This is a genomic window from Mycobacterium basiliense (genome assembly GCF_900292015.1).
Classification (GTDB): Bacteria; Actinomycetota; Actinomycetes; order Mycobacteriales; family Mycobacteriaceae; genus Mycobacterium; species Mycobacterium basiliense.
This window is the reverse complement of the sequence record NZ_LR130759.1, coordinates 2,609,569-2,628,721: the sequence shown is the minus strand read 5'-3', so window position 1 is coordinate 2,628,721 and position 19,153 is coordinate 2,609,569. Positions and strand designations below refer to the sequence as shown.

The 19,153-nt window shown below is 69.3% G+C and carries 13 protein-coding genes; 9 read left to right on the top strand and 4 right to left on the bottom strand.

Annotated elements, in window-relative coordinates; translation table 11 throughout:
• Positions 1-3: 3 nt before the first annotated feature.
• Complete coding sequence (locus MB901379_RS11180) at positions 4-834, bottom strand: tetratricopeptide repeat protein (RefSeq protein WP_158016757.1); 831 nt, start codon at positions 832-834, stop codon at positions 4-6.
• A gap of 294 nt (positions 835-1,128) precedes the next feature.
• On the opposite strand from MB901379_RS11180, the gene MB901379_RS24150 reads away from it, so the two are divergent.
• The 3 genes from MB901379_RS24150 to MB901379_RS24555 all read left to right on the top strand — a co-directional run bounded on the left by MB901379_RS24150 (position 1,129) and on the right by MB901379_RS24555 (position 6,823).
• Complete coding sequence (locus tag MB901379_RS24150) at positions 1,129-3,714, top strand: PE family protein (RefSeq protein ID WP_197717886.1); 2,586 nt, start codon at positions 1,129-1,131, stop codon at positions 3,712-3,714.
• Between the two features lie 66 nt (positions 3,715-3,780).
• A complete protein-coding gene (locus MB901379_RS25005; protein WP_158016756.1) occupies positions 3,781-4,137 on the top strand; it encodes a hypothetical protein in 357 nt (118 codons plus the stop codon).
• A gap of 145 nt (positions 4,138-4,282) precedes the next feature.
• Positions 4,283-6,823 (top strand): PE family protein, encoded by a 2,541-nt coding sequence (locus MB901379_RS24555; RefSeq protein ID WP_162334351.1) that lies wholly within the window; start codon positions 4,283-4,285, stop codon positions 6,821-6,823.
• A 32-nt stretch (positions 6,824-6,855) separates the two neighbouring features.
• Here MB901379_RS24555 and MB901379_RS11160 read toward each other — a convergent pair whose 3' ends face one another.
• A complete protein-coding gene (locus tag MB901379_RS11160) occupies positions 6,856-7,245 on the bottom strand; it encodes a DUF732 domain-containing protein (RefSeq protein WP_158016755.1) in 390 nt (129 codons plus the stop codon).
• Between the two features lie 1,031 nt (positions 7,246-8,276).
• Here MB901379_RS11160 and MB901379_RS11155 point away from each other — a divergent pair.
• From MB901379_RS11155 to MB901379_RS11140, 4 genes are all read left to right on the top strand, one after another.
• Positions 8,277-9,539: a YcaO-like family protein gene (locus MB901379_RS11155; protein ID WP_158016754.1), complete on the top strand. Its 1,263-nt coding sequence runs from the start codon at positions 8,277-8,279 to the stop codon at positions 9,537-9,539.
• Entirely contained in the window at positions 9,536-10,984 is a 1,449-nt protein-coding gene (locus tag MB901379_RS11150; RefSeq protein ID WP_158016753.1) for a TfuA-like protein, read from the top strand. Before MB901379_RS11155 ends, MB901379_RS11150 begins: the two co-directional genes overlap by 4 nt.
• Before the next feature lie 256 nt (positions 10,985-11,240).
• Entirely contained in the window at positions 11,241-13,187 is a 1,947-nt protein-coding gene (locus tag MB901379_RS11145; protein ID WP_456319952.1) for a PE family protein, read from the top strand.
• A 576-nt stretch (positions 13,188-13,763) separates the two neighbouring features.
• Positions 13,764-15,614 (top strand): PE family protein, encoded by a 1,851-nt coding sequence (locus MB901379_RS11140; RefSeq protein WP_158016751.1) that lies wholly within the window; start codon positions 13,764-13,766, stop codon positions 15,612-15,614.
• Between the two features lie 45 nt (positions 15,615-15,659).
• On the opposite strand, the gene tyrS is transcribed toward MB901379_RS11140, so the two are convergent.
• Both tyrS and MB901379_RS11130 read right to left on the bottom strand, forming a co-directional pair.
• Entirely contained in the window at positions 15,660-16,952 is a 1,293-nt protein-coding gene (gene tyrS, locus MB901379_RS11135) for a tyrosine--tRNA ligase (RefSeq protein WP_158016750.1), read from the bottom strand.
• Positions 16,953-16,963: 11 nt separating this feature from the next.
• Positions 16,964-17,575 (bottom strand): DNA-3-methyladenine glycosylase, encoded by a 612-nt coding sequence (locus MB901379_RS11130; RefSeq protein ID WP_158016749.1) that lies wholly within the window; start codon positions 17,573-17,575, stop codon positions 16,964-16,966.
• A gap of 60 nt (positions 17,576-17,635) precedes the next feature.
• Here MB901379_RS11130 and MB901379_RS11125 point away from each other — a divergent pair, with 60 nt between their 5' ends.
• A complete protein-coding gene (locus MB901379_RS11125) occupies positions 17,636-18,400 on the top strand; it encodes an ABC transporter ATP-binding protein (protein ID WP_158016748.1) in 765 nt (254 codons plus the stop codon).
• A 2-nt stretch (positions 18,401-18,402) separates the two neighbouring features.
• Complete coding sequence (locus MB901379_RS11120) at positions 18,403-19,152, top strand: ABC transporter permease (protein ID WP_232022109.1); 750 nt, start codon at positions 18,403-18,405, stop codon at positions 19,150-19,152.
• Position 19,153 lies beyond the last annotated feature (1 nt).

Below are 19,153 nucleotides of genomic sequence, written 5' to 3'. Positions count from 1 at the left end.
TGCTCAGCCCAACTCACTGACCCGATCTTCGGCGTCGGTGACACCTTCGATGTCCGCCGCCGTCGAGTGCAGGAACCATTGCAACGCCTCATCACGACGGCCGAGGGCTAGCAGGGTGTCGGCGTAGGCATAGAACAGCCGCGCCGACGTGGAACCGGTCCGGGTCGGGTCGAGTTGCGGGGTAGACAGCAACGTCAGCGCCTGCGCGAACTGCCCGAGATCGGCGCGCGCGCCGGCAGCGACAATACGCAGTTCATCGGCGTCGTCGCCGGTCAGCTGGGTGGCCTCGGGTCCGCGCGCAAGGTCGATAGCCCGCTCCGGACGGCCCAAACCGCGTTCGCAATCGGCAATCAGCGCCAACAACGCCGACTTGCTGCCCATTCTTCGGGCGGCGCGCAATTCGGCCAGCGCCTGAGCCCAGTCGCCGCATTGGTAGGCCGCGATTCCGACGGCCTCGCGAATCGCGCCGATTCGGCTGGATCGGGCCCGGGCAGCACGGGCATGTTCCAGGGCGGCCTGCGGATCGTCATCGAGCAGCTCCCCCGCGGCAACCAGGTGGCGGGCCACGGCGTCGGCGGTGGCGCGGTCCAAGGTGCTTAGTTCGCGCCGGATCTCGGGCGACAATTGCTTGGCCTCCACCCCAGGCGGGATGGTCGGCGCATCGCGGGTGACGCGGGGAGCATCCGCCGGCGCGGCCTGGGGCTGGGCTGGGCGCGCCCGCCCGGGGCCCGACCAGGAACCGGCGCGGTCGCGCCGTGGACCGCGGCGCGGGGTGTCTGCGGATGTCGATCGCGGTCGTCGCGCACCACGGCGAGCTTCCCTGTCGTCGACCATTCGCTAGAGGTTACGGGCACGTTCGGCCGGCTCACAATCGACGTGCCGCGGTCGCCTTGTCCGCGGTGAACCTCATCGCCCGATCCCCATCGGAGCGGGCACGACCTGGGCATTCCACCTTTCCTCAAGCTGTGCGCAACATCGGCTCAACACACTGAGCCCGATCAGCTTTCCCGCTCCTCGACACCAGCCGACCGCGGGTCACTGAGGTTGACATCGCGATGCGACCAGCGCGGGTGACCGGGGAACCGGACGCTGACGGGGTCGCGGCGCCACCGAATGGGAGGACTGGACATGTCGTTTGTGAGTGTGCTGCCGGATTTGCTGGCTACCGCGGCATCGGATGTGACCGGAATCGGGTCATCGATCCAGGCGGCCAACCTGGCCGCGGCATTACCGACCACCACGGTGACCGCGGCCGGCGCCGACGAGGTATCGGCGGCTATCGCGGCGTTATTCGGCGGCCACGCCCAGCAGTATCAGCAGCTCAGCGCCCAGGTTGCGGGGCTTCATCAACGATTCGTGCAGGCGTTGACTGCGGCTGGGAACTCCTATGCCGCCGCTGAGACCACCAATGTCGAGCAAGTCTTGCTCACCGCCGTCAACACACGATCGGTGGCGCTGACCGGGCGGGCGCTGATCGGCAATGGCGCCGACGCGAGGGCCCCCGGCGGCGACGGCGGGGCCGGCGGCTGGCTCTACGGCAACGGCGGCGCGGGAGCGGCCGGCGCTACGGGTCAGGCCGGCGGGAACGGCGGCGCCGCCGGCCTCATCGGCAACGGTGGCCCCGGCGGCAGCGGCGGCATCGGCGCGGCCGGAGGCAACGGCGGCGCGGGCGGCTGGTTCTACGGCAACGGCGGCGGCGGTGGGATAGGCGGCGCCGGAACTAACAACACGAGCATCGGCGGCAACGGCGGTGGTGGCGGGACGGGCGGTGCCGGCGGTGCCGGCGGCATCTTCGGCGCCGGCGGCCTCGGTGGCGACGGCGGCGCCGGCGGGCACGCCGGCCAACTCGGCGGCGTGGGCGGTTCCGGCGGGACCGCCGGCGCCGGCGGCAATGCCGGCTGCCTCGGCACCGGGGGCGCCGGCGGGAACGGCGGGCTCGGCGGCACCGGCACCACCGGCGGCACCGGAGGAACGGCGGGCAATGGTGGCGTGGGCGGCAACATCTACGGCAACGGCGGCGCCGGCGGCCTGGGCGGGCACGGCGGCGGCGGCTTTTCCGGCGGTAACGGCGGCCTCGGCGGTCACGGCGGCGCCGCCGGGCTGGTCGGGGCCGGCGGAGCCGGCGGCAGCGGCGGCGACGCCAGCGGTGTCCTACTGCCCGCCAATCTCGGCGGGGCCGGCGGTAGCGGCGGCCCCGGCGGAATGCTCTACGGCAACGGCGGCAACGGCGGATCCGGCGGCACGGCCACCGTGTTCGGCGGGCATGGCGGCCAGGCCGGCAACGGCGGGTCGGCTCGATTCATCGGTATCGGCGGGGCCGGCGGCGACGGCGGGATAGGCATGGCCGGCGGCAACGGTGGTGAGGGCGGGCAACTCTTCGGCAATGGCGGAGCCGGCGGCCGGGGCGGATCCGGCTTGGCGGCGTTCTCCCTGTTTGGGCACGACTCACCGGCGGTCGAGCCCGGGCAGGGCGGCAGCGGCGGCAACGCCTACCTCTTCGGCAACGGCGGCGCCGGCGGTACCGGCGGCACCGGTTGGGCGGGCGCAAATGCCCACGACGCGAGTGCGTCCCTGCCCAACTCCCAGACCGGCACCGATGCTGGACCGACCGGCACCCGGGACAACCCGTACGCCGACTACAACGGTTTCACCGGACAGGCGGGCGGCACCGGTGCCAGCGGCGCAACAGGACAAGACGGCGGCGCTGGCGGCTCCGGCGGGGCGGTGTACTCCCAGTCAGGAAACCCATCCGGTGGTCGAGGTGGTGACGGCGGCGCCGCAGGAGCCGGTGGCGCCAACGGCGGTAGCGGCGGTGCCGGCGGCGACGCCGGCGCCACGTCTGACGGTCTCCTGGACACCGTCTGGGGCGGCAACGGTGGTAACGGTGCCAACGGCAGCGCGCCCGGTGGTTCGGGCGGGAACGGCGGGGCCGGCGGCAGCGCCAGCGGCGACGGCAGCGAAAGTTTCGCCGGTTCGGGCGGTACCGGTGGCACTGGCGGGGTCGGCAACTCACCCGCTGGCCTTGGCGGCACTGGTGGCGCGGGGGGCCACGGCGGCCACGCCGGCATGCTGATCGGCAACGGCGGCGCCGGGGGCGCTGGCGGCCAAGGTGGCCTGGGTGGCGCGGGCGCCCAGGGCGGATCCGGGGGCATCGGCGGTGATGGCGGGGCCGCAAACGCCGGCGGCTTTGGCGCCGTCGCGGGCTCTGGCGGCGATGGTGGCGGCGGTGGCTATGGCGGCGCCGGCGGCACAGGTGGCAACGGCGGCGTCGGCGGCAACGGCGGTGCCGGCGGACACCTCATCGGGACCGGCGGTGCCGGCGGCGACGGCGGGGTCGGCGGCATCGGCGGACACGGCGGCAACGGCGGCAACGGCGGCAACGGCGGCAACGGCGGCAACGCCTACGACCCCGAGACAAGCACCGGCGGCAACGGCGGCGACGGCGGCGACGGCGGGCAGGGCGGGCAGAGCGGTCGCGGCGGTGCCGGCGGGTCATCGGGCGGCGCCGGCGGGTCCGGCGGGTTCATCGGCTGGCCCGGTCACTCCGGTAACGCCGGCGCCGGCGGCACTGGCGGCGAGGGCGGCGCCGGCGGCACCCGCGGCACTGGCGGAGCACCTGGTGAAGCCAATGGCGGCTCGATCGACCACGTTCCGGGTAGCGCCGGCGAGGACGGCAACCCAGGCGGCGACGGTGGCACCGGCAGGCATGGATAGCACGTGCTTTCCCCCGCGTCATCGCCGAGAGTTTGCGGGCCGCGTCTTGCCGATCGGGGTCGAGCAATGTCGATGGTGAGCGCGGTACCCGGCGTCGGCAACTCCGCGAATGGGGATTTCTACGGAGGTGCCGGGGGTAACGGCGGCAACGGAGGACTGCTGATCGGCAACGGGGGCGCCGGCGGCATCGGCGGTGCCGGCGGTAACGGCGGTTCCGCGGGTCGACTCATCGGATTCGGCGGAAACGGCGGTGACGCCGGCACCGGTGGCGGTGGCGGTGGCGGCCCAGGCGGCGCGGGCGGTCTCGGAGGCAGCGGAGGCGCTGGCGGAGAAGTCAACAAGGGATTTCTGGTCGGCCGCGACGGCAACAGCGGCCACGGCGGTCTCGGAGGAAATGTCGGTCAACCGGGGCCGGTCGGCTAGCCGTGTCCCTGCCGAGAAGCCCGGTAAACAGCCGATGCATGGTTGCGTCGGGATTTGCTCCACTGTCGTTTCAAGCAGGGTTTTCGAGTGTTGCAGCGGGCGCACCCGCCGGGGCAAACGCGATGTGCAGAGCGGAGGTTTGGAAATGGCTTATCTGATTGCCGCCCCGGAGCTGCTGGCGGCCGCGGCCGCCGATGTGGCCGGCATCGGCTCCAGCGTCAGTGCGGCCAATCTGGCCGCCGCTTTCCCTACCACTGCAGTAACCACCGCCGCGGGAGATGAGGTCTCAGCGGCGATTGCTGCGCTGTTCGGTGCCCACGCTCAGCAATACCTAGCCATCAGCGCACAGATCGCGGTGTTTCACGAGCGATTTGTGCAGGCCTTGACCGGCGCATCCGGCGGGTACGCGACCGCCGAGGCGACCAATGCCTCTCCCCTGCAGGGCCTGCTGGACACCGTCAACTCCCAATCGATGACGCTGACCGGGCGGCTGTTAATCGGCAATGGCACCGACGCGGTAACGCCCGGCGGCACCGGCGGCGCCGCCGGCTGGCTCTGCGGCAACGGCGGGGCCGGCGCGGCCGGCTCCGCAGGTCAGGCAGGCGGCAACGGCGGATCCGCCGGCCTCATCGGCACCGGCGGCAACGGCGGTGCCGGTGGCGCCAACGGCGCGGCAGGCGGCAACGGTGGCGCGGGCGGCTGGCTCTACGGCATCGGCGGCAACGGCGGGATCGGCGGCCCCGGAACCAACAACACCGCTCTGGCCGGCAACGGCGGTGACGGCGGGATCGGCGGGGCCGGGGGCCACGGCGGACTGTTCGGAGCCGGCGGGATGGGTGGCGCCGGCGGGGTCGGCGGACACGCCGGCCAACTAGGCGGCCTCGGTGGTACCGGCGGGACCGCCGGGGTCGGCGGTGCTGCCGGCCATTTCGGCACCGGCGGTGGTGGCGGCCACGGCGGGCTCGGCGGCACCGGGACCAGCGGTGGAACCGGAGGAACTGCCGGTAACGGTGGCGCGGGCGGAACGGTCTTCGGCAATGGCGGCGCCGGCGGGCTTGGTGGCGAGGGTGGAGGCGGCTTCGCAGGCGGCAACGGCGGGCACGGCGGGCAGGGCGGTGCCGCCGGGCTGATCGGCGCCGGCGGATCCGGGGGAAACGGCGGCAACGGTTTGGGCTTCGCGTTGGCCGCCAACGTGGGCGGCGACGGCGGCACCGGCGGTGCCGGCGGCATGCTCTACGGCGACGGCGGTGATGGCGGCTCCGGGGGCGCGGCCACCATATTCGGCGGTCACGGCGGGCTGGCGGGCAATGGCGGGTCCGCCCGGTTCATCGGCACCGGCGGCACCGGCGGAAGCGGCGGGATCGGCATGGCCGGCGGCAATGGCGGTGACGGGGGGCAACTCGTCGGCAACGGCGGCGCCGGCGGGCCGGGCGGACAGGGCCTGGCTGCGATTTCGTCTTTCGCCACTTCGCCAGCCGTCGACCCCGGACAAGGCGGCAACGGGGGTAGCGCCTATCTCATCGGCAACGGCGGCGCCGGCGGAACTGGCGGCACCGGCTGGACCGGCACCGCGGCGACCAACCCCATGATCACCGCCGCAGCCGACAACGGATCACCCATCCCAGATATCCATACGGACTCGGCGACCCCCGTGACCGGTCCATCCGGCGGAGTCGGAAGTCCCGGAAGTTCAACGCAAAATGGGGGCGACGGCGCCGCGGGCGCAAACGTGTACTCCACAGCGGCCGGTCCCACCGGAGGCGCTGGTGGCAATGGCGGCGACGGCGCCAACGGTGGCGCTGGCGGTGCCGGCGGATACGCCAACGGATCGGACACTGCCGCCAGAGCGCATGGCGGCAACGGCGGAAACGGCGGAAACGCTTCCGGCGCGGGCGGTGCCGGCGGCAACGGCGGCGATGGCGGCTCGGCAGATGCGCTCAGTTTCGGCGAGGCCTACGCCGGTTCCGGGGGCAACGGCGGCAACGGCGCCACCGGCGGCAACGGTGGTGCCGGCGGCAACGGTGGTGCCGGCGGCCACGGCGGCAACGCCGGCCAGATCTTCGGCCACGGCGGCCGCGGCGGGGACGGCGGCACCGGTGGAGTAGGCGGAGCCGCCGCCCCGGGCGGCATCGGTGGCGCCGGCGGCACCGGTGGAACCGCGCATGGCGGCATCTACTCGCAGGGGTATCCAGACGGTGGCAACCCCGCCTCAGGAGGTGGCGGGGGCAACGGCGGCAACGCTGGTAGCGCGGGCCCTGGCGGCAATGGCGGTACCGGCGGAAACGGTGGGGCCGGCGCGCACTTCTTCGGATCCGGTGGCGACGGCGGCAACGCCGGCCACGGCGGTGCTGGCGGCTCCGGCGCCGGTGGTGGCGCCGGCGGCGCTGGCGGCGCCGGTGGTAGCGGCGCAGTCCTGGGGGGCACCGGGGGCACCGGGGGCACCGGAGGTACCGGTGGCGACGGCGGTGATGGCGGACATGGTGGTCTCGCCGGCGGAACGGGCGGCCAAGGCGGAATCTTCGGTAGCCCAGGCAACGCGGGCAGCGCCGGTTCGGGCGGAGCGGGCGGCGCCGGAGGACCAGCGGGTGCCGGCGGAGCTCGTGGGGCGACTGGCTCCGGTCCCGGCGGCGTGGCGGGAGCCGAGGGGGCTAGCGGCGGCCAAGGGCACGTGGGTGCAACTGGCTAATCCGGCTGAGCGATGCCACGCTTCAAGGCTCTCTACGCCTGTAGCCGGTCGGGCAGGAGCGGCCAAATGATCGCCGGGCAGTAGGTCGCTATCGCAACGATAGTAAACGCGGCCGCCGTATCGCGGCGCATGCCGTTGTAATCCGCCATCGTTGAGACGACCGATTCGAATGTCCCGCCCGGCTCCACGGCCATTGGGCAGACCGACCTGCCCATCGCCATTGCCGCCGCCGGCTGGCCGTATGCGATGCCGGCGTTGTTGAGGGCCGTCAAGAACGCGTTGCCCATCATGTCAGCGTGAATGGGAGCAGCCATGGTCGCCGACACACCAAACACGCCGGCGGTCAACGCCAGAAGCCGCAGGGTTGCGGCTGCACCGCCCGAACGCCGCGTCCGCATCTCACCGTCCGACTGTGCCGTCATCTCATTTCTCATCTGCCACTTATTGAACACATGCCACTTGGTGCACCGTGACTACAGTGCTCAACAACAGTCACATTGACAACACGAGACGATAAAACTTTGCCCACTAACGCGTTTCGGGAGTAGCTGCGCGGGCGACCGGCACTAGGGCCCGGGCGGTATGTCCCCCGATTGGGGGACATGGGCTGTCACACCGTTGGAGGAACGGGATTTCCCCTTGCAATCAACTGGTCGTGGGATACCGGCGGATCGGGATACCCCCAAGAATTGGTCTCGAAGCGGAAATGGAAAACCAAATTCGCACCGAGCGTTACGAAGTGAGGTTCGCAACATGTCCTACGAGCTCCTGTTCTGCGAGACCGAGGCCACCTACTCCGCTCCGGCGTTCCACGTCGGCGACCCCGAGTGAACTAAAGCTCACTGTTAGACCTTCGGCGGGGGTCTCATCACCTCCCACCCCCCAAGTTCTGAGATCCCCGCCGAAGGACCCCCAACCAGAAAGCCGAACTCGTGTCATACGACCTGCTATTCGACGACAACCAGACCGTTTACTCGTTTACCGTGTTCAGCTGCATCGATACCACCGAGTGAGATAGACACTCGGCCCTAGACCCTTCCGGCGGGGATCTCATCGCCCCCCACCCCCCCAAGTTCTGGGATCCCCGCCGAAGGACCTTCAATAAATAAACAGAGCCTGTCCCGCGCACTCCGGTTCTGCCAGCGCAGACCGAGGACGTTGCGACACCACGAACGAGCTATTGACACATGACCTTCGGCGGGGATCTCATCGCCTCCCACCCCCCATGTTTTGAGATCCCTGCCGAAGGCCCCTAACCGGAACGTCGAGGCCCGTCCGCAAAAAGCTTTCGCTGTACACACAACTGAATACTCACTGATCCCACCCCTGCCAGCGGGGTCTCATCGCCGCCCCCCCTCCCCCTCGCGATGAGATCCCGCTGGATCTTTTTCTTCCGGCCTGTTTTCGCCGCTGTTACTGCTTCCAGCGGACTCCGACTGACTAACGTAAAGCCATGTCGGAACGGCCGAACCTCGGCATTCAGCAACCAACGAAGTCGCTGGTCGGTCCCGATTGGTCGCATTGGCCCGCACGTGTATTGGGTCACGCCGATCCCACCACCATCGGGCACCGCGCCGGGACGCACCGCATCATCTCTCCCGACCAGACCTGGCAGGCGGTCGAACCCCTCCTGGAACCGGCGGGTATTACCCGCGTCGCCGACCTGACCTGGTTAGACGACCTCGGAATTCCGACCGTACAGGCCGTGCGGCCGGCCTCATTGACCTTGTCGGTCAGTCAGGGCAAGGCAACCACCTACCGCGCCGCGCAGGTCTCAGCGGTGATGGAATCCCTAGAAAACTGGCACGCTGAGAACATCGTTCCGGACATACATTCGATGGCCGCAAGAGACCTTGCGGACGTCCTGACCTACGACCCGGCCGACCTCAACCGCCCGGCCGGCAGCTTGTACCACGCCGGGGCGAAGCTCGACTGGATGATCGCGACGACGTTGCTCACCGGCCGGCGCACCTTGGTGCCGTGGCTGGCCACCGTTGTCAATGTGGCCGTCATCGACTCTTGGGGGCCACCCCTGTTCGGCATGGACACCACGGGGCTGGCCTCGGGCAACAGCTACCACGAAGCCACATTGCATGCGCTCTACGAAATCATGGAGCGCCACGGCATGGCCGCCGCCGAGCCGGGATCGACCCTGTTCGAGGTCCCTCTCGACGACATTGTTCAGTCGGACAGCGCCGAGCTGGTGGAAATGATTCACCGGACCGGCAACGAGATTCAGGTCGCCCGCATTGACACCTGGGATGGCTTCTACTGCTTTGCCGCCGAATTGACCTCCCCGATGATGCAGGTCCCGTTCAGCGGAAGCGGACTACACCACGACCCGAATGTGGCTCTGTCACGAGCAATCACCGAGGCCGCGCAATCCCGCCTGACCGCTATCAGCGGAGCGCGTGAAGACCTGCCTTCGGCGATCTACCACAGATTTGCCCGCGTGCACACCTACGCTCCCGCTCGCCGCTCGATGCAGTCGTTGACCACCGCTGAACCTACGCCGTGGCATGTCGAGTGCACCGACTCGCTAGCCGCGCTGCTGGCCTCGGCGACAACCGCGGTGACCGACCGGTCCGGTATTGAGCCGCTGGCGGTGGTGTGCGACTTCGCCGACGCCTGCGTTCCCGTGGTGAAGGTCATCGCCCCCCGCGTATCGGCTTCGGTTGCGTCGCCGATGCGGACCCCGCTACAGGAGCACCAATGAGTTCTCGTGGACGGCTTGTCGTTACCGCAGGGCCAACGATCAGCTCCGACGATATCCATGCCATAGCCCCCAATGCTGAGGTAGTGCCACCGATAGCGTTCGGCGACGCCCTCCGATATGGATTGCGGCCGGGCGACACGTTGCTCGTCGTCGACGGGCTTTTCTTTCAGCAGGCATCAGTGCGGCACAAGGAACTGCTGACCTTGATCGCCGATGGCATCCGAGTCGTCGGATCATCCAGCATGGGAGCATTGCGCGCCGCGGAGCTGCATCCCTTCGGCATGCAGGGGTACGGCTGGGTCTTCACGGCGTACCTCGACGGGGCGTTGGAGGCCGACGACGAGGTGGGAATGGTGCACGGCGCCCCCGAGGATGGCTATCCCGTCTTTGTCGACGCGCTGGTGAATATTCGTCAAACCGTGCAGCGTGGTGTCCAATCCGGTGTGTTGTCAGCGCCCCTGGCCGATCGGCTCATCGAAGCCGCCCGCAGCACAACGTTTACCCAACGCAATTGGAACCGTCTGCTCGATGCGGTCGACGCACCTAACAGTCGTGGCCTGGCAAAACAGCTGAGGTCGCTGCGGGTCGACATCAAACATGCCGACGCGGTGCTCGCGCTGCGGGAGGTCCTCGCTTGTCAAGGCGGGGGCGCGAGACGACCCGGCCCGCCCCCGACCATATGGTCGGAGCGCTGGCGGCAGCGTTGGGCGCCGCCCACACCGGTCTCCGTGGTCCACGAGAGCGGCAGCGGATCCGCCGTCGAGGTCATCGACCTCGACGTACTTTCATTGCTGAGTGTGAGCGCGACCGATCGGTGGGCGTATCTGCCCGCGCTGGAGCAGGTCGCTGCCTGGCACTGGACCTTCACCCACCCCAACGACGACGGCGACGTTGCTGACCGGGCCGCCAAGGCCGCCGCGGAGGTCGCGGCCGAAAGCTATCGACGCGCGCTGGAGACAGTCGCCCACCGCTACGCGGTGACCATCGGCATCATCGACGAGTCGGGCTTTCCCGCTCAGGTCCGGGCCCAATGGCTGACCGCCGAAGAGAATGCGGCCCTCAGCGACGATCCGATTGCGGTGTCGGCCCGGTTGACCACCCGCACGCTCTTTTTTGCTCGCTCGCTGCCGGCAATCGAGCACTTTCTCAACCTGTTGCGTGCCGACGCCCGCTTTCCCAGCTGGCGTAACGAGGCCGCGCGCGCTTTGGCTCGCCGAGACGAATTAGCCAGCCAAAAACCACATTTGAACCTGAGCCGGCCAGATCCCAACCAGCTGAAGGTCCTGTTCGGCAGGCGTTGGGGCACCGAGGTGAACCGCATTGAACTAGCCCAGCGGGGCCTGATGACCGAGGACGCCTTCTACAACGCCGCCACCCTGTTCGCGGTGGCGGCCGCCGACGACCGGTTGCCGGCATTCGAAGTCGGCACCCTGGGCCCCGCCTAGCCACCTCGTCACGCGCGTTTATAGCACGACATACTGAAGACTATTGCGTTGCTGGCGGTCCTAGTTGCCGACCCGACGCCGCATCAGACTCATTACTTGCGGATGCCACGACTGCAAAATCCTGATAAATTCCGGTCGCAACTATAGTATTGATTCCTTCGCCCGACACTTACTGCGCAATTGCGTACGTCGATATTTCACCCGGTTGCGAATTGATGGGAGTTAAAGCGTGTCGTTTGTGATTGCCGCACCGGAAATGGTGTCCGCAGCCGCGAGGGACCTCGCCGAGCTCGGTTCCGCCATCGCAACCGCCAATGCCGCCGCGGCCGCGTCAACCACCTCGGTCCTGTCCGCGGCCTCCGATGAAGTGTCGACCGCCGTCTCGGCGCTGTTCGAGACCTACGCGCACGAATACCAGGCGCTGGGCACCCGGATGGCGGCGTTTCACGATGAGTTTGTACGTACCTTGACCATCGGTGCCGGCTCTTATGCCAGCGCGGAGGCCGCGAATGCTTCTCCGCTGCAGGAGCTGCTCACCGCGATCAACACACCGACCCGGGCGCTCACCGGCCGCCCGCTGATCGGCAACGGCACCGACGGAGCTCCCGGGACTGGCGCCAACGGCGGTGCCGGAGGATTGCTCTGGGGCAACGGCGGCAACGGTGGCTCCGGTGCGTCCGGTCAGGTCGGCGGCAACGGCGGTGCCGCCGGCCTCATCGGGAACGGCGGCAGCGGTGGCGCTGGGGGCATCGGGGCGGCGGGTGGCACCGGTGGAGCGGCAGGCGTTTTCGGTAGCGGCGGCAGCGGCGGCGTCGGGGGGGCCGGTGCCTCCGGCGGTAGTGGCGGTACCGGCGGACTGCTGCTCGGCAGCGGCGGCGCCGGCGGCGCCGGCGGCGTTGGCATGGCGGGCGTCAACGGCGGTGTCGCCGGGCACGGAGGTAGCGGCGGGCACGCGATCCTGTTCGGCGATGGTGGCGCCGGCGGGCAGGGTGGCACCGGCATGGCCGGTGCCGACGCGACCGACCCCACCCCTACCGGGACCGCAGCATCCGGGTCAAACGGCTCCAGCTCGATGGACAACCACGGCCCCGCCACCAACGGTGGCACCGGCGCTAATGGCGGCCCCGGCGAAAATGGTGGAACCGGTGGAACTGGAGGATCTGGTGGGTATTTCTCGCACGTAGTGAGCGAGCCCGGCGGCAACGGCGGCGACGGGGGTAAAGCGGGTACCGGTGGCGCCAATGGCGGCGACGGGGGCGCCGGCGGCTCGGCGACGCCCCAGGAAACAACCGGTATTCAAAACGTCTACGCCGGCAACGGCGGTAACGGGGCCCACGGCAGCGGGCCCGGCGGTGCGGGTGGTGCGGGCGGCAACGGGGGCGAGGCCGAAGCGTTCCATCCCCATACCGACTTCGGCCAAGGTGGGGCCGTGGGGGGTAAGGGCGGCAATGGTGGCAATGGAGCAGCCAGCAACCTTTCCGGCGGCCATGCGGGCACCGCGGGCGACGGCGGGACCGGGGGTAATGCCGGGCTGCTGGCCGGCAATGGCGGCGCCGGGGGCGCCGGGGGCACGGGCGGCGTCGGCGGCACGGGTGCCCCCGGCGGTGACGGCGGTGACGGCGGTGACGGCGGCCACGCGCATGGAAACCTCCCCCTCGGCGGCGACCCCGACGGGTCTTACTCCGCGGTAGGACAAGAGGGAGGATCGGGCGGCCAGGGCGCCAACTCTACGGGTGTCGGCGGCAACGGCGGCGCCGGCGGCGTCGGCGGCAACGGCGGCAACGCCGGGCTGTTGTTCGGACTGGGCGGGGCCGGCGGCGACGCCGGCGATGGCGGCGCGGGCGGCATCGGTGGCGCCGGCGGTGCCGGCGGTGTCGGAGGGGCCGGCGGCAGTGCAGACAGCGGCCTGCTCAACAAGGGCGGCAACGGCGGCAACGGCGGCGGTGGGGGCAACGGCGCGGATGGCGGCAACGGCGGCGCCGCCGGCCAGCTCGGAGGCACAGGCGGCCGAGGCGGACTGATCGGAGTCGAGGGCGTCGACGGCGGGTCCGGTGTCGGAGGCAGGGGCGGCGCCGGCGGGGCCGGCGGCGAATTGGGATCCGGTGGCGCCGGAGGTGTCGCCACTGGCGCCTTGAGCCCAAACGGCGACCCCGGCATCGACGGCGTATCAGGCACGGCGGGCGCGGCCGGCCAGCACGGCTAGAGCGCTGGTGGCTACCCGCCGGGCGCTACTTCGAACACGCTCATTCGTCCCGATTCTTAATGTCGCCCCGGTAGGCTGCGGGGTACAAATTTGCCTGAAACCGGCGCGCTGAATTGACTTCATACGCCGCCGCCCGGCAGCGCCAACACGCACAGTAGCTCAATCGTTATTCCGACCTGGGTGAATTTCGTCGGCCACCCCAATAATCATCAAGGTATGAATATTGTTTTTTCTCATTCGCTACATTCTGCTATTTCCCCGAGTAGCGTTGCCGAGTGTCCAATTTAATGCACACAGGACAATGCGACGGCCAACAAATGATGCGAAAGCCTCCGATCCCGACCATTTCCAGCGCACCGTCGGACGACGACCCGACACCGCGTGCGCGGCCGCCGAGACGGCACGACGCCATACCTCGTCGTCACGGTCATACCTGTGAACCACAAGCACAAGAACGCGTTTGGCCACAACGTCGACGTCAGTGGCGGCGTGCGACCGCGCCCATCCAAACTGGCGCCAGTGACCATTCCGGCGGCCCACGGGCCGGCACAAGTCAACAAGTGATGGGAGCAGCAGATGCCGTTCGTGATCGCGACACCCGAACTGGTGGCGGCGGCAGCAACCGATTTGGCCGGCATCGGTTCGACGATCAACGTCGCCAACGCGGCCGCGTCCGTCCCGACCACCGCGCTGGCGGCCGCTGCCGCCGATGAGGTGTCGGCCGCGGTGGCCGCGCTGTTCGGCAGCCACGCGCAGCAATATCAAACGCTGAGTGCCCAAATTTCAGAGTTTCATGACCGATTCGTGCGTGTCTTAGCCGGCGGTGCTCACACCTACAGCGCCGCGGAGGCCGCCAACGCGTCACCGTTGCAACCACTGCTCGAACTCATCAATGCACCCACCCAGGCCCTCATCGGTCGTCCGCTGATCGGCAACGGCGCCGATGGCGCATTCCCCGGGCAGGACGGCCGCGACGGTGGGCTGTTGTTCGGCAACGGCGGCAACGGCGCCGCGGGAGATCCCAGCCAAACGGGCGGCAACGGCGGGGCCGCAGGGCTGTTCGGCAACGGCGGCAACGGCGGGACCGGTGGCGATTCAGCAAACGGCGGTGCCGGCGGCACGGGCGGACTGTTGTACGGCAACGGCGGCACCGGTGGCCATGGCGGGGTCGGCGTGCACGGGTTCAACGGAGGCATCGGCGGCGCGGGCGGTGCCGGCGGCAGCGCGGTGCTGTTCGGTTCGGGCGGCGCCGGCGGTCAGGGCGGCACCGGTGTGGCCGGCCCGGGTGGGGCCAATCCTCTGGTCTTCGACACCGCCAACCCGGGGCAGAGCGGTCAGAATGTGGACACAACTTCCGACCCGCTTGCAAACCCGTTAGCCGCCCCGGCAGGTGACACCGGCGGAACCGGCAATCCCACACAAAATGGTGGCCACGGCGGAGACGGCGGCACCGCGCAATCCACCAACGCCAACAGCGCCGTCGGCGGCGACGGAGGCGGTGGCGGCGCGGGAGCCAATGGCGGTATCGGTGGAGACGCCGGCGACGGGGTCGCCTCGGGCGTCGCGGCAACCGGCGAGGGCGGCGCCGGAGGGGCCGGTGGCGATGCGCTGGCTCCCGGGGGTAGCGGCGGCAATGGCGGTTTCGGCGGTGATGGCGTCTCGGTCGGCGGGCAAGCAACCGGGGGTACTGGGGGCAAGGGCGGCGCCGGCTTTGGCACCACCGTACCCGGTGGTGACGGATCGGCGGGGGGCAGCGGCGGTCAAGGCGGCAATGGTGGGCTGCTCTTCGGCAATGGCGGCGCCGGTGGTGTTGGTGGCATCGGCGGTGCCGGAGGTGCCGGCGCCGGGGGCGGTGACGGCGGCAATGGTGGTCACGCGGGCTTCGCGATCAGCGATGGCAAAGCCACCGGGCAACTCGGCGGCGGTGGCGGCGACGGCGGCGCCTCCACCGGCGTTGGCGGCATGGGCGGCCGCGGCGGCGACGGCGGTAACGGCGGCGCCGCCGGGTTGCTCTTCGGTACCGGCGGCGCCGGGGGCAACTCCGGCGCCGGCGGTGTTGGCGGTGTCGGCGGTGCCGGCGGCGCCGGTGGGACCGGGGGGATCGGCGGCGGGATCTCAACGAATGACAACTCGTCGGTCGCAGGCGATGGCGGTCACGGCGGCAACGGCGGCGATGGCGCCAACGGCGGCGCCGGCGGAGCTGCCGGCGCCAAGGCCGGGACGGGCGGTCGCGGAGGATTAGTCGGGGGCACCGGCCCAGCCGGCTCGGCCGGTAGTGGTGGAGCCGGCGGAGCGGGAGGCGCCGGCGGCGCGTTCGGCGAGGGCGGTGAAGGCGGTACCGTCGGTGAATCGGGAAACGGGACCCCCGGTGCCCGCGGCAGCAACGGCAATGCCGGTAGCGACGGCGTGTCGGGTGCACACGGCTGATTCCTTCGCACCGGCGCGCCACAGCGGTAGACGCGCGGCGACGGCTTAGCCGACTCGTTCCACCCCGGCGATATTGCGCTTGCCGCGCCGCAGCACCAGCCACCGACCATGCAGGAAGTCCGAGGTTTGCGGTTTCCAGTCGTCGGTGTCGATGCGAGCGTTGTTGACCGAAACGCCGCCTTCGCTGATGGTGCGCCGCGCCGCGCCCTTGCTGGCCGATAGGCCGCTGGCCACCAACAGGTCCACGATGCCGTCTGCGCTACCCGGTTTAAGCTCGGCGATGGTTGTTTCCCGCAGCGCCGCGCCCAGCGTCGCCTCGTCGAGCCGGTCCAGCTCGCCGTGCCCGAACAACGCCCGACTGGCGTGCTCAACGGCTTGGGTGGCCGCCTCTCCGTGCACCAGATTGGTGAGCTCAGCGGCCAGCCGTCGTTGGGCAAGGCGTTGTTGGGGACGTTCGGCGGTCGCCTGTTCCAGCTCGGCCAGCTCGTCGGCGGACAGGAAGGTGAACCAGCGCAGGTACCGGATCACGTCGGCGTCGACGGTATTGACGAAGTACTGATACCAGGCATAGGGACTGGTCAGCTGCGGATCTAGCCACAGGCTCCCACCGCCGGTGGATTTGCCGAACTTTGTGCCGTCGGCGGCGGTCACCAGCGGCACCGTCAGGGCATGTACCGCGGCACCCAGCTTTTGGCGCACCAGACGGACCCCGGCGATGATGTTCCCCCACTGGTCCGAACCGCCAATTTGCAGCGTGCAGCCATGCCGACGGTGTAACTCGACGTAGTCGTTGGCCTGTAGCAGCATGTAGCTGAACTCGGTGTAGGAGATGCCCTCCCCGGCGAGGCGCCGTCTGATCGTGTCGCGATCCAGCATCACGTTGACCGAAAAGTGCTTGCCGACATCGCGTAGAAACTCGATGGTCGACATGGCGGCCGTCCATTCCAGGTTGTTCTCGACGATCGCGCCGTTCGCAGATCCGTCGAAGTCGACAAACCGTTCCAGCTGCCCACGGATCCGCTCGGTCCACTCGGCTACGGTGTCGGAGTCGCGCAGACTGCGCTCCCCCACCTCGCGCGGGTCACCGATCATGCCGGTGGCTCCGCCGGCGAGCACGATGGGGCGGTGACCGGCCCGCTGAAAACGGCGCAACGCCAGCAACGGCACCAGGTGACCGGCATGCAGGCTGGCCGCCGTGGGGTCGAACCCCGCATACACCGTCATGGGGGCCCGCCGCGCTTCGGCGGACAGTTCGTCACGGTCGGTGGACTGCGCGATCAACCCGCGCCAACCCAGCTCCTCGAGGATCCCGCTTGACCCAAAAGACTCAGATGACATCGCGCAAGACTCTAGTCGCTGGCACCCGCTACCGGCGCCCGCGGACTTCGCCGGTAAGCCGACACCTCGGGTCGCCCCGCGAGCCACAACCGCCAGGGCCGGTCGGCGGCCTGACTAATCCCGACCCGTGGTCCCGACTCCGCGCGCAGCGGTTCATGCAGCCGCACCGTCACCGGACTGGCCTCATCGAATAGATCAATCCCGTTGTCGTCCATGGTGATTCCCAACGCAGAGCACAAATTGCCCGGACCACGCGCCAGCGCGGCGGTGCGGACCAATTCACCGCGGCGCGTTCGTGCCACATCGACACCGTCGGCGATGGCGCAGGCCCTAAGCAAGACCGCCGCCGCGGTGCCGTCCGGACCGCACGCGACATTTGCACAGACGTGGATTCCGTGGCTGCGGTAGGTGTAGAGCCGGCCGGGCGGCCCAAACATCACCGCGTTTCGGACGCTGCGGCCCCGGTAGGAATGCGCGGCGGCGTCCGGCCAGGGGCCGTCGGGCATCCCGCCATAGGCCTCGACTTCGACGACGACGCCGCACACACCTCGCCCGGTGATGGTGGCACCGAGCAGTCGGTGCGCGGCGGCGAGCGGATCGACCACCAACTGCTCAGGATTCATCGAAGAGATTGTGCACCATGTCCGTTGACTTTTGCGGGCATGAGGCCCACAATTCAACACATGATGACTTCATCGTCTGATGAATTCTTTCCAGGTGTCTCACAGCCGGCTATCAGCATTGCGCATCTGCGGGTGCTGCGCGGCAAACACACCGCACTACATGACTTTTCGGTTGATATCGCCCGCGGCACCATCACCGGCCTGCTGGGACCGTCGGGCTGCGGCAAGACCACCTTGATGCGCAGCATTGTCGGCACGCAGATCGTGGCGTCCGGCAGCGTGACCGTTCTCGATCAGCCGGCCGGCTCCGGTGCGCTGCGCCGCCAAGTCGGGTACTTACCGCAGGACCCCGCGATTTACTACGACCTGCGGATCATCGACAACGTTCGCTACTTCGCGTCGATCTACGGTTACGACGGCCGAGCCGCCGACGATGCCATCGCGCGGGTGGGTCTGACCGATCACCGCACCGACTACTGCGCCAACCTTTCCGGCGGCCAACGCACCAGAGTGTCGCTGGCGTGCGCCCTGGTGTGCCATCCCGCCCTGCTTGTGCTCGATGAACCCACGGTGGGCCTCGATCCGGTTCTGCGCTTCGACCTTTGGCAGCAGTTCGCCGAATTGGCGAGTGCCGGAACCACATTGCTGGTCTCCAGTCACGTGATGGACGAAGCCGACCACTGCGCTGATTTGTTGCTGATGCGCGACGGCCGCCTGGTGGCGCACACCACCCCGACTCAACTACGAGAGGACACTGGATGCATGTCGCTGGAGGAAGCGTTTCTTTCCATAATCCGACGCACCACGGCGCGCCCAACCGGATAGGTCTGCGGGCATACACCGCCACCACCGCCCGTATCTTGCGCCAGCTGGCAGCCGATCATCGCAGCGTCGCGATGATCCTGCTGGTACCGGTGCTGGTGATCACGCTGATGTATTTCATGTTCCACGATGCACCCCACCCCCCTGACACCCCGACTCCGTTCAACAATGCTTGCCTGATACTGCTGGGCCTCTTTCCGCTCTTCGTGATGTTCATCATCACGTCGATCACGATGCAGCGTGAGCGCGCGTCGGGGACCTTGGAACGCGTACTGACCACACCACTTCGTCGGCTGGACTTGCTGATCGGCTACGGCACGGCTTTCTCGATCGCGGCGGCACTGCAAGCGACGGTGGCGTGCATCATGTCGTTTTGGGTGTTGGGCTTCGACACCGCGGGCAGCCCGATCTGGGTGTTCGTGATCGCGATCGTCAACGCAATTCTCGGCGTCGGGCTGGGCTTGTTGTTCAGCGCCTTTGCCCGTACCGAGTTTCAGGCCGTGCAGTTCATCCCCCTGGTGATGGTGCCGCAGCTGCTGCTGGCCGGCATTATCGTTCCCCGAGCGGTGATGCCCACCTGGTTGGAGTGGATCAGCAACGCGATGCCGGCCAGCTACGCGCTGGAGGCACTACAGCAAGTGGGAGCCCATCCGGAGCTGACCTATGTGGCCATTCGCGACATCGTCGTCGTGCTGGTTTTCGCGGTTGCCTCGCTATGCCTGGCTGCTGCGACCCTGCGGCGACGGACATCGTAAC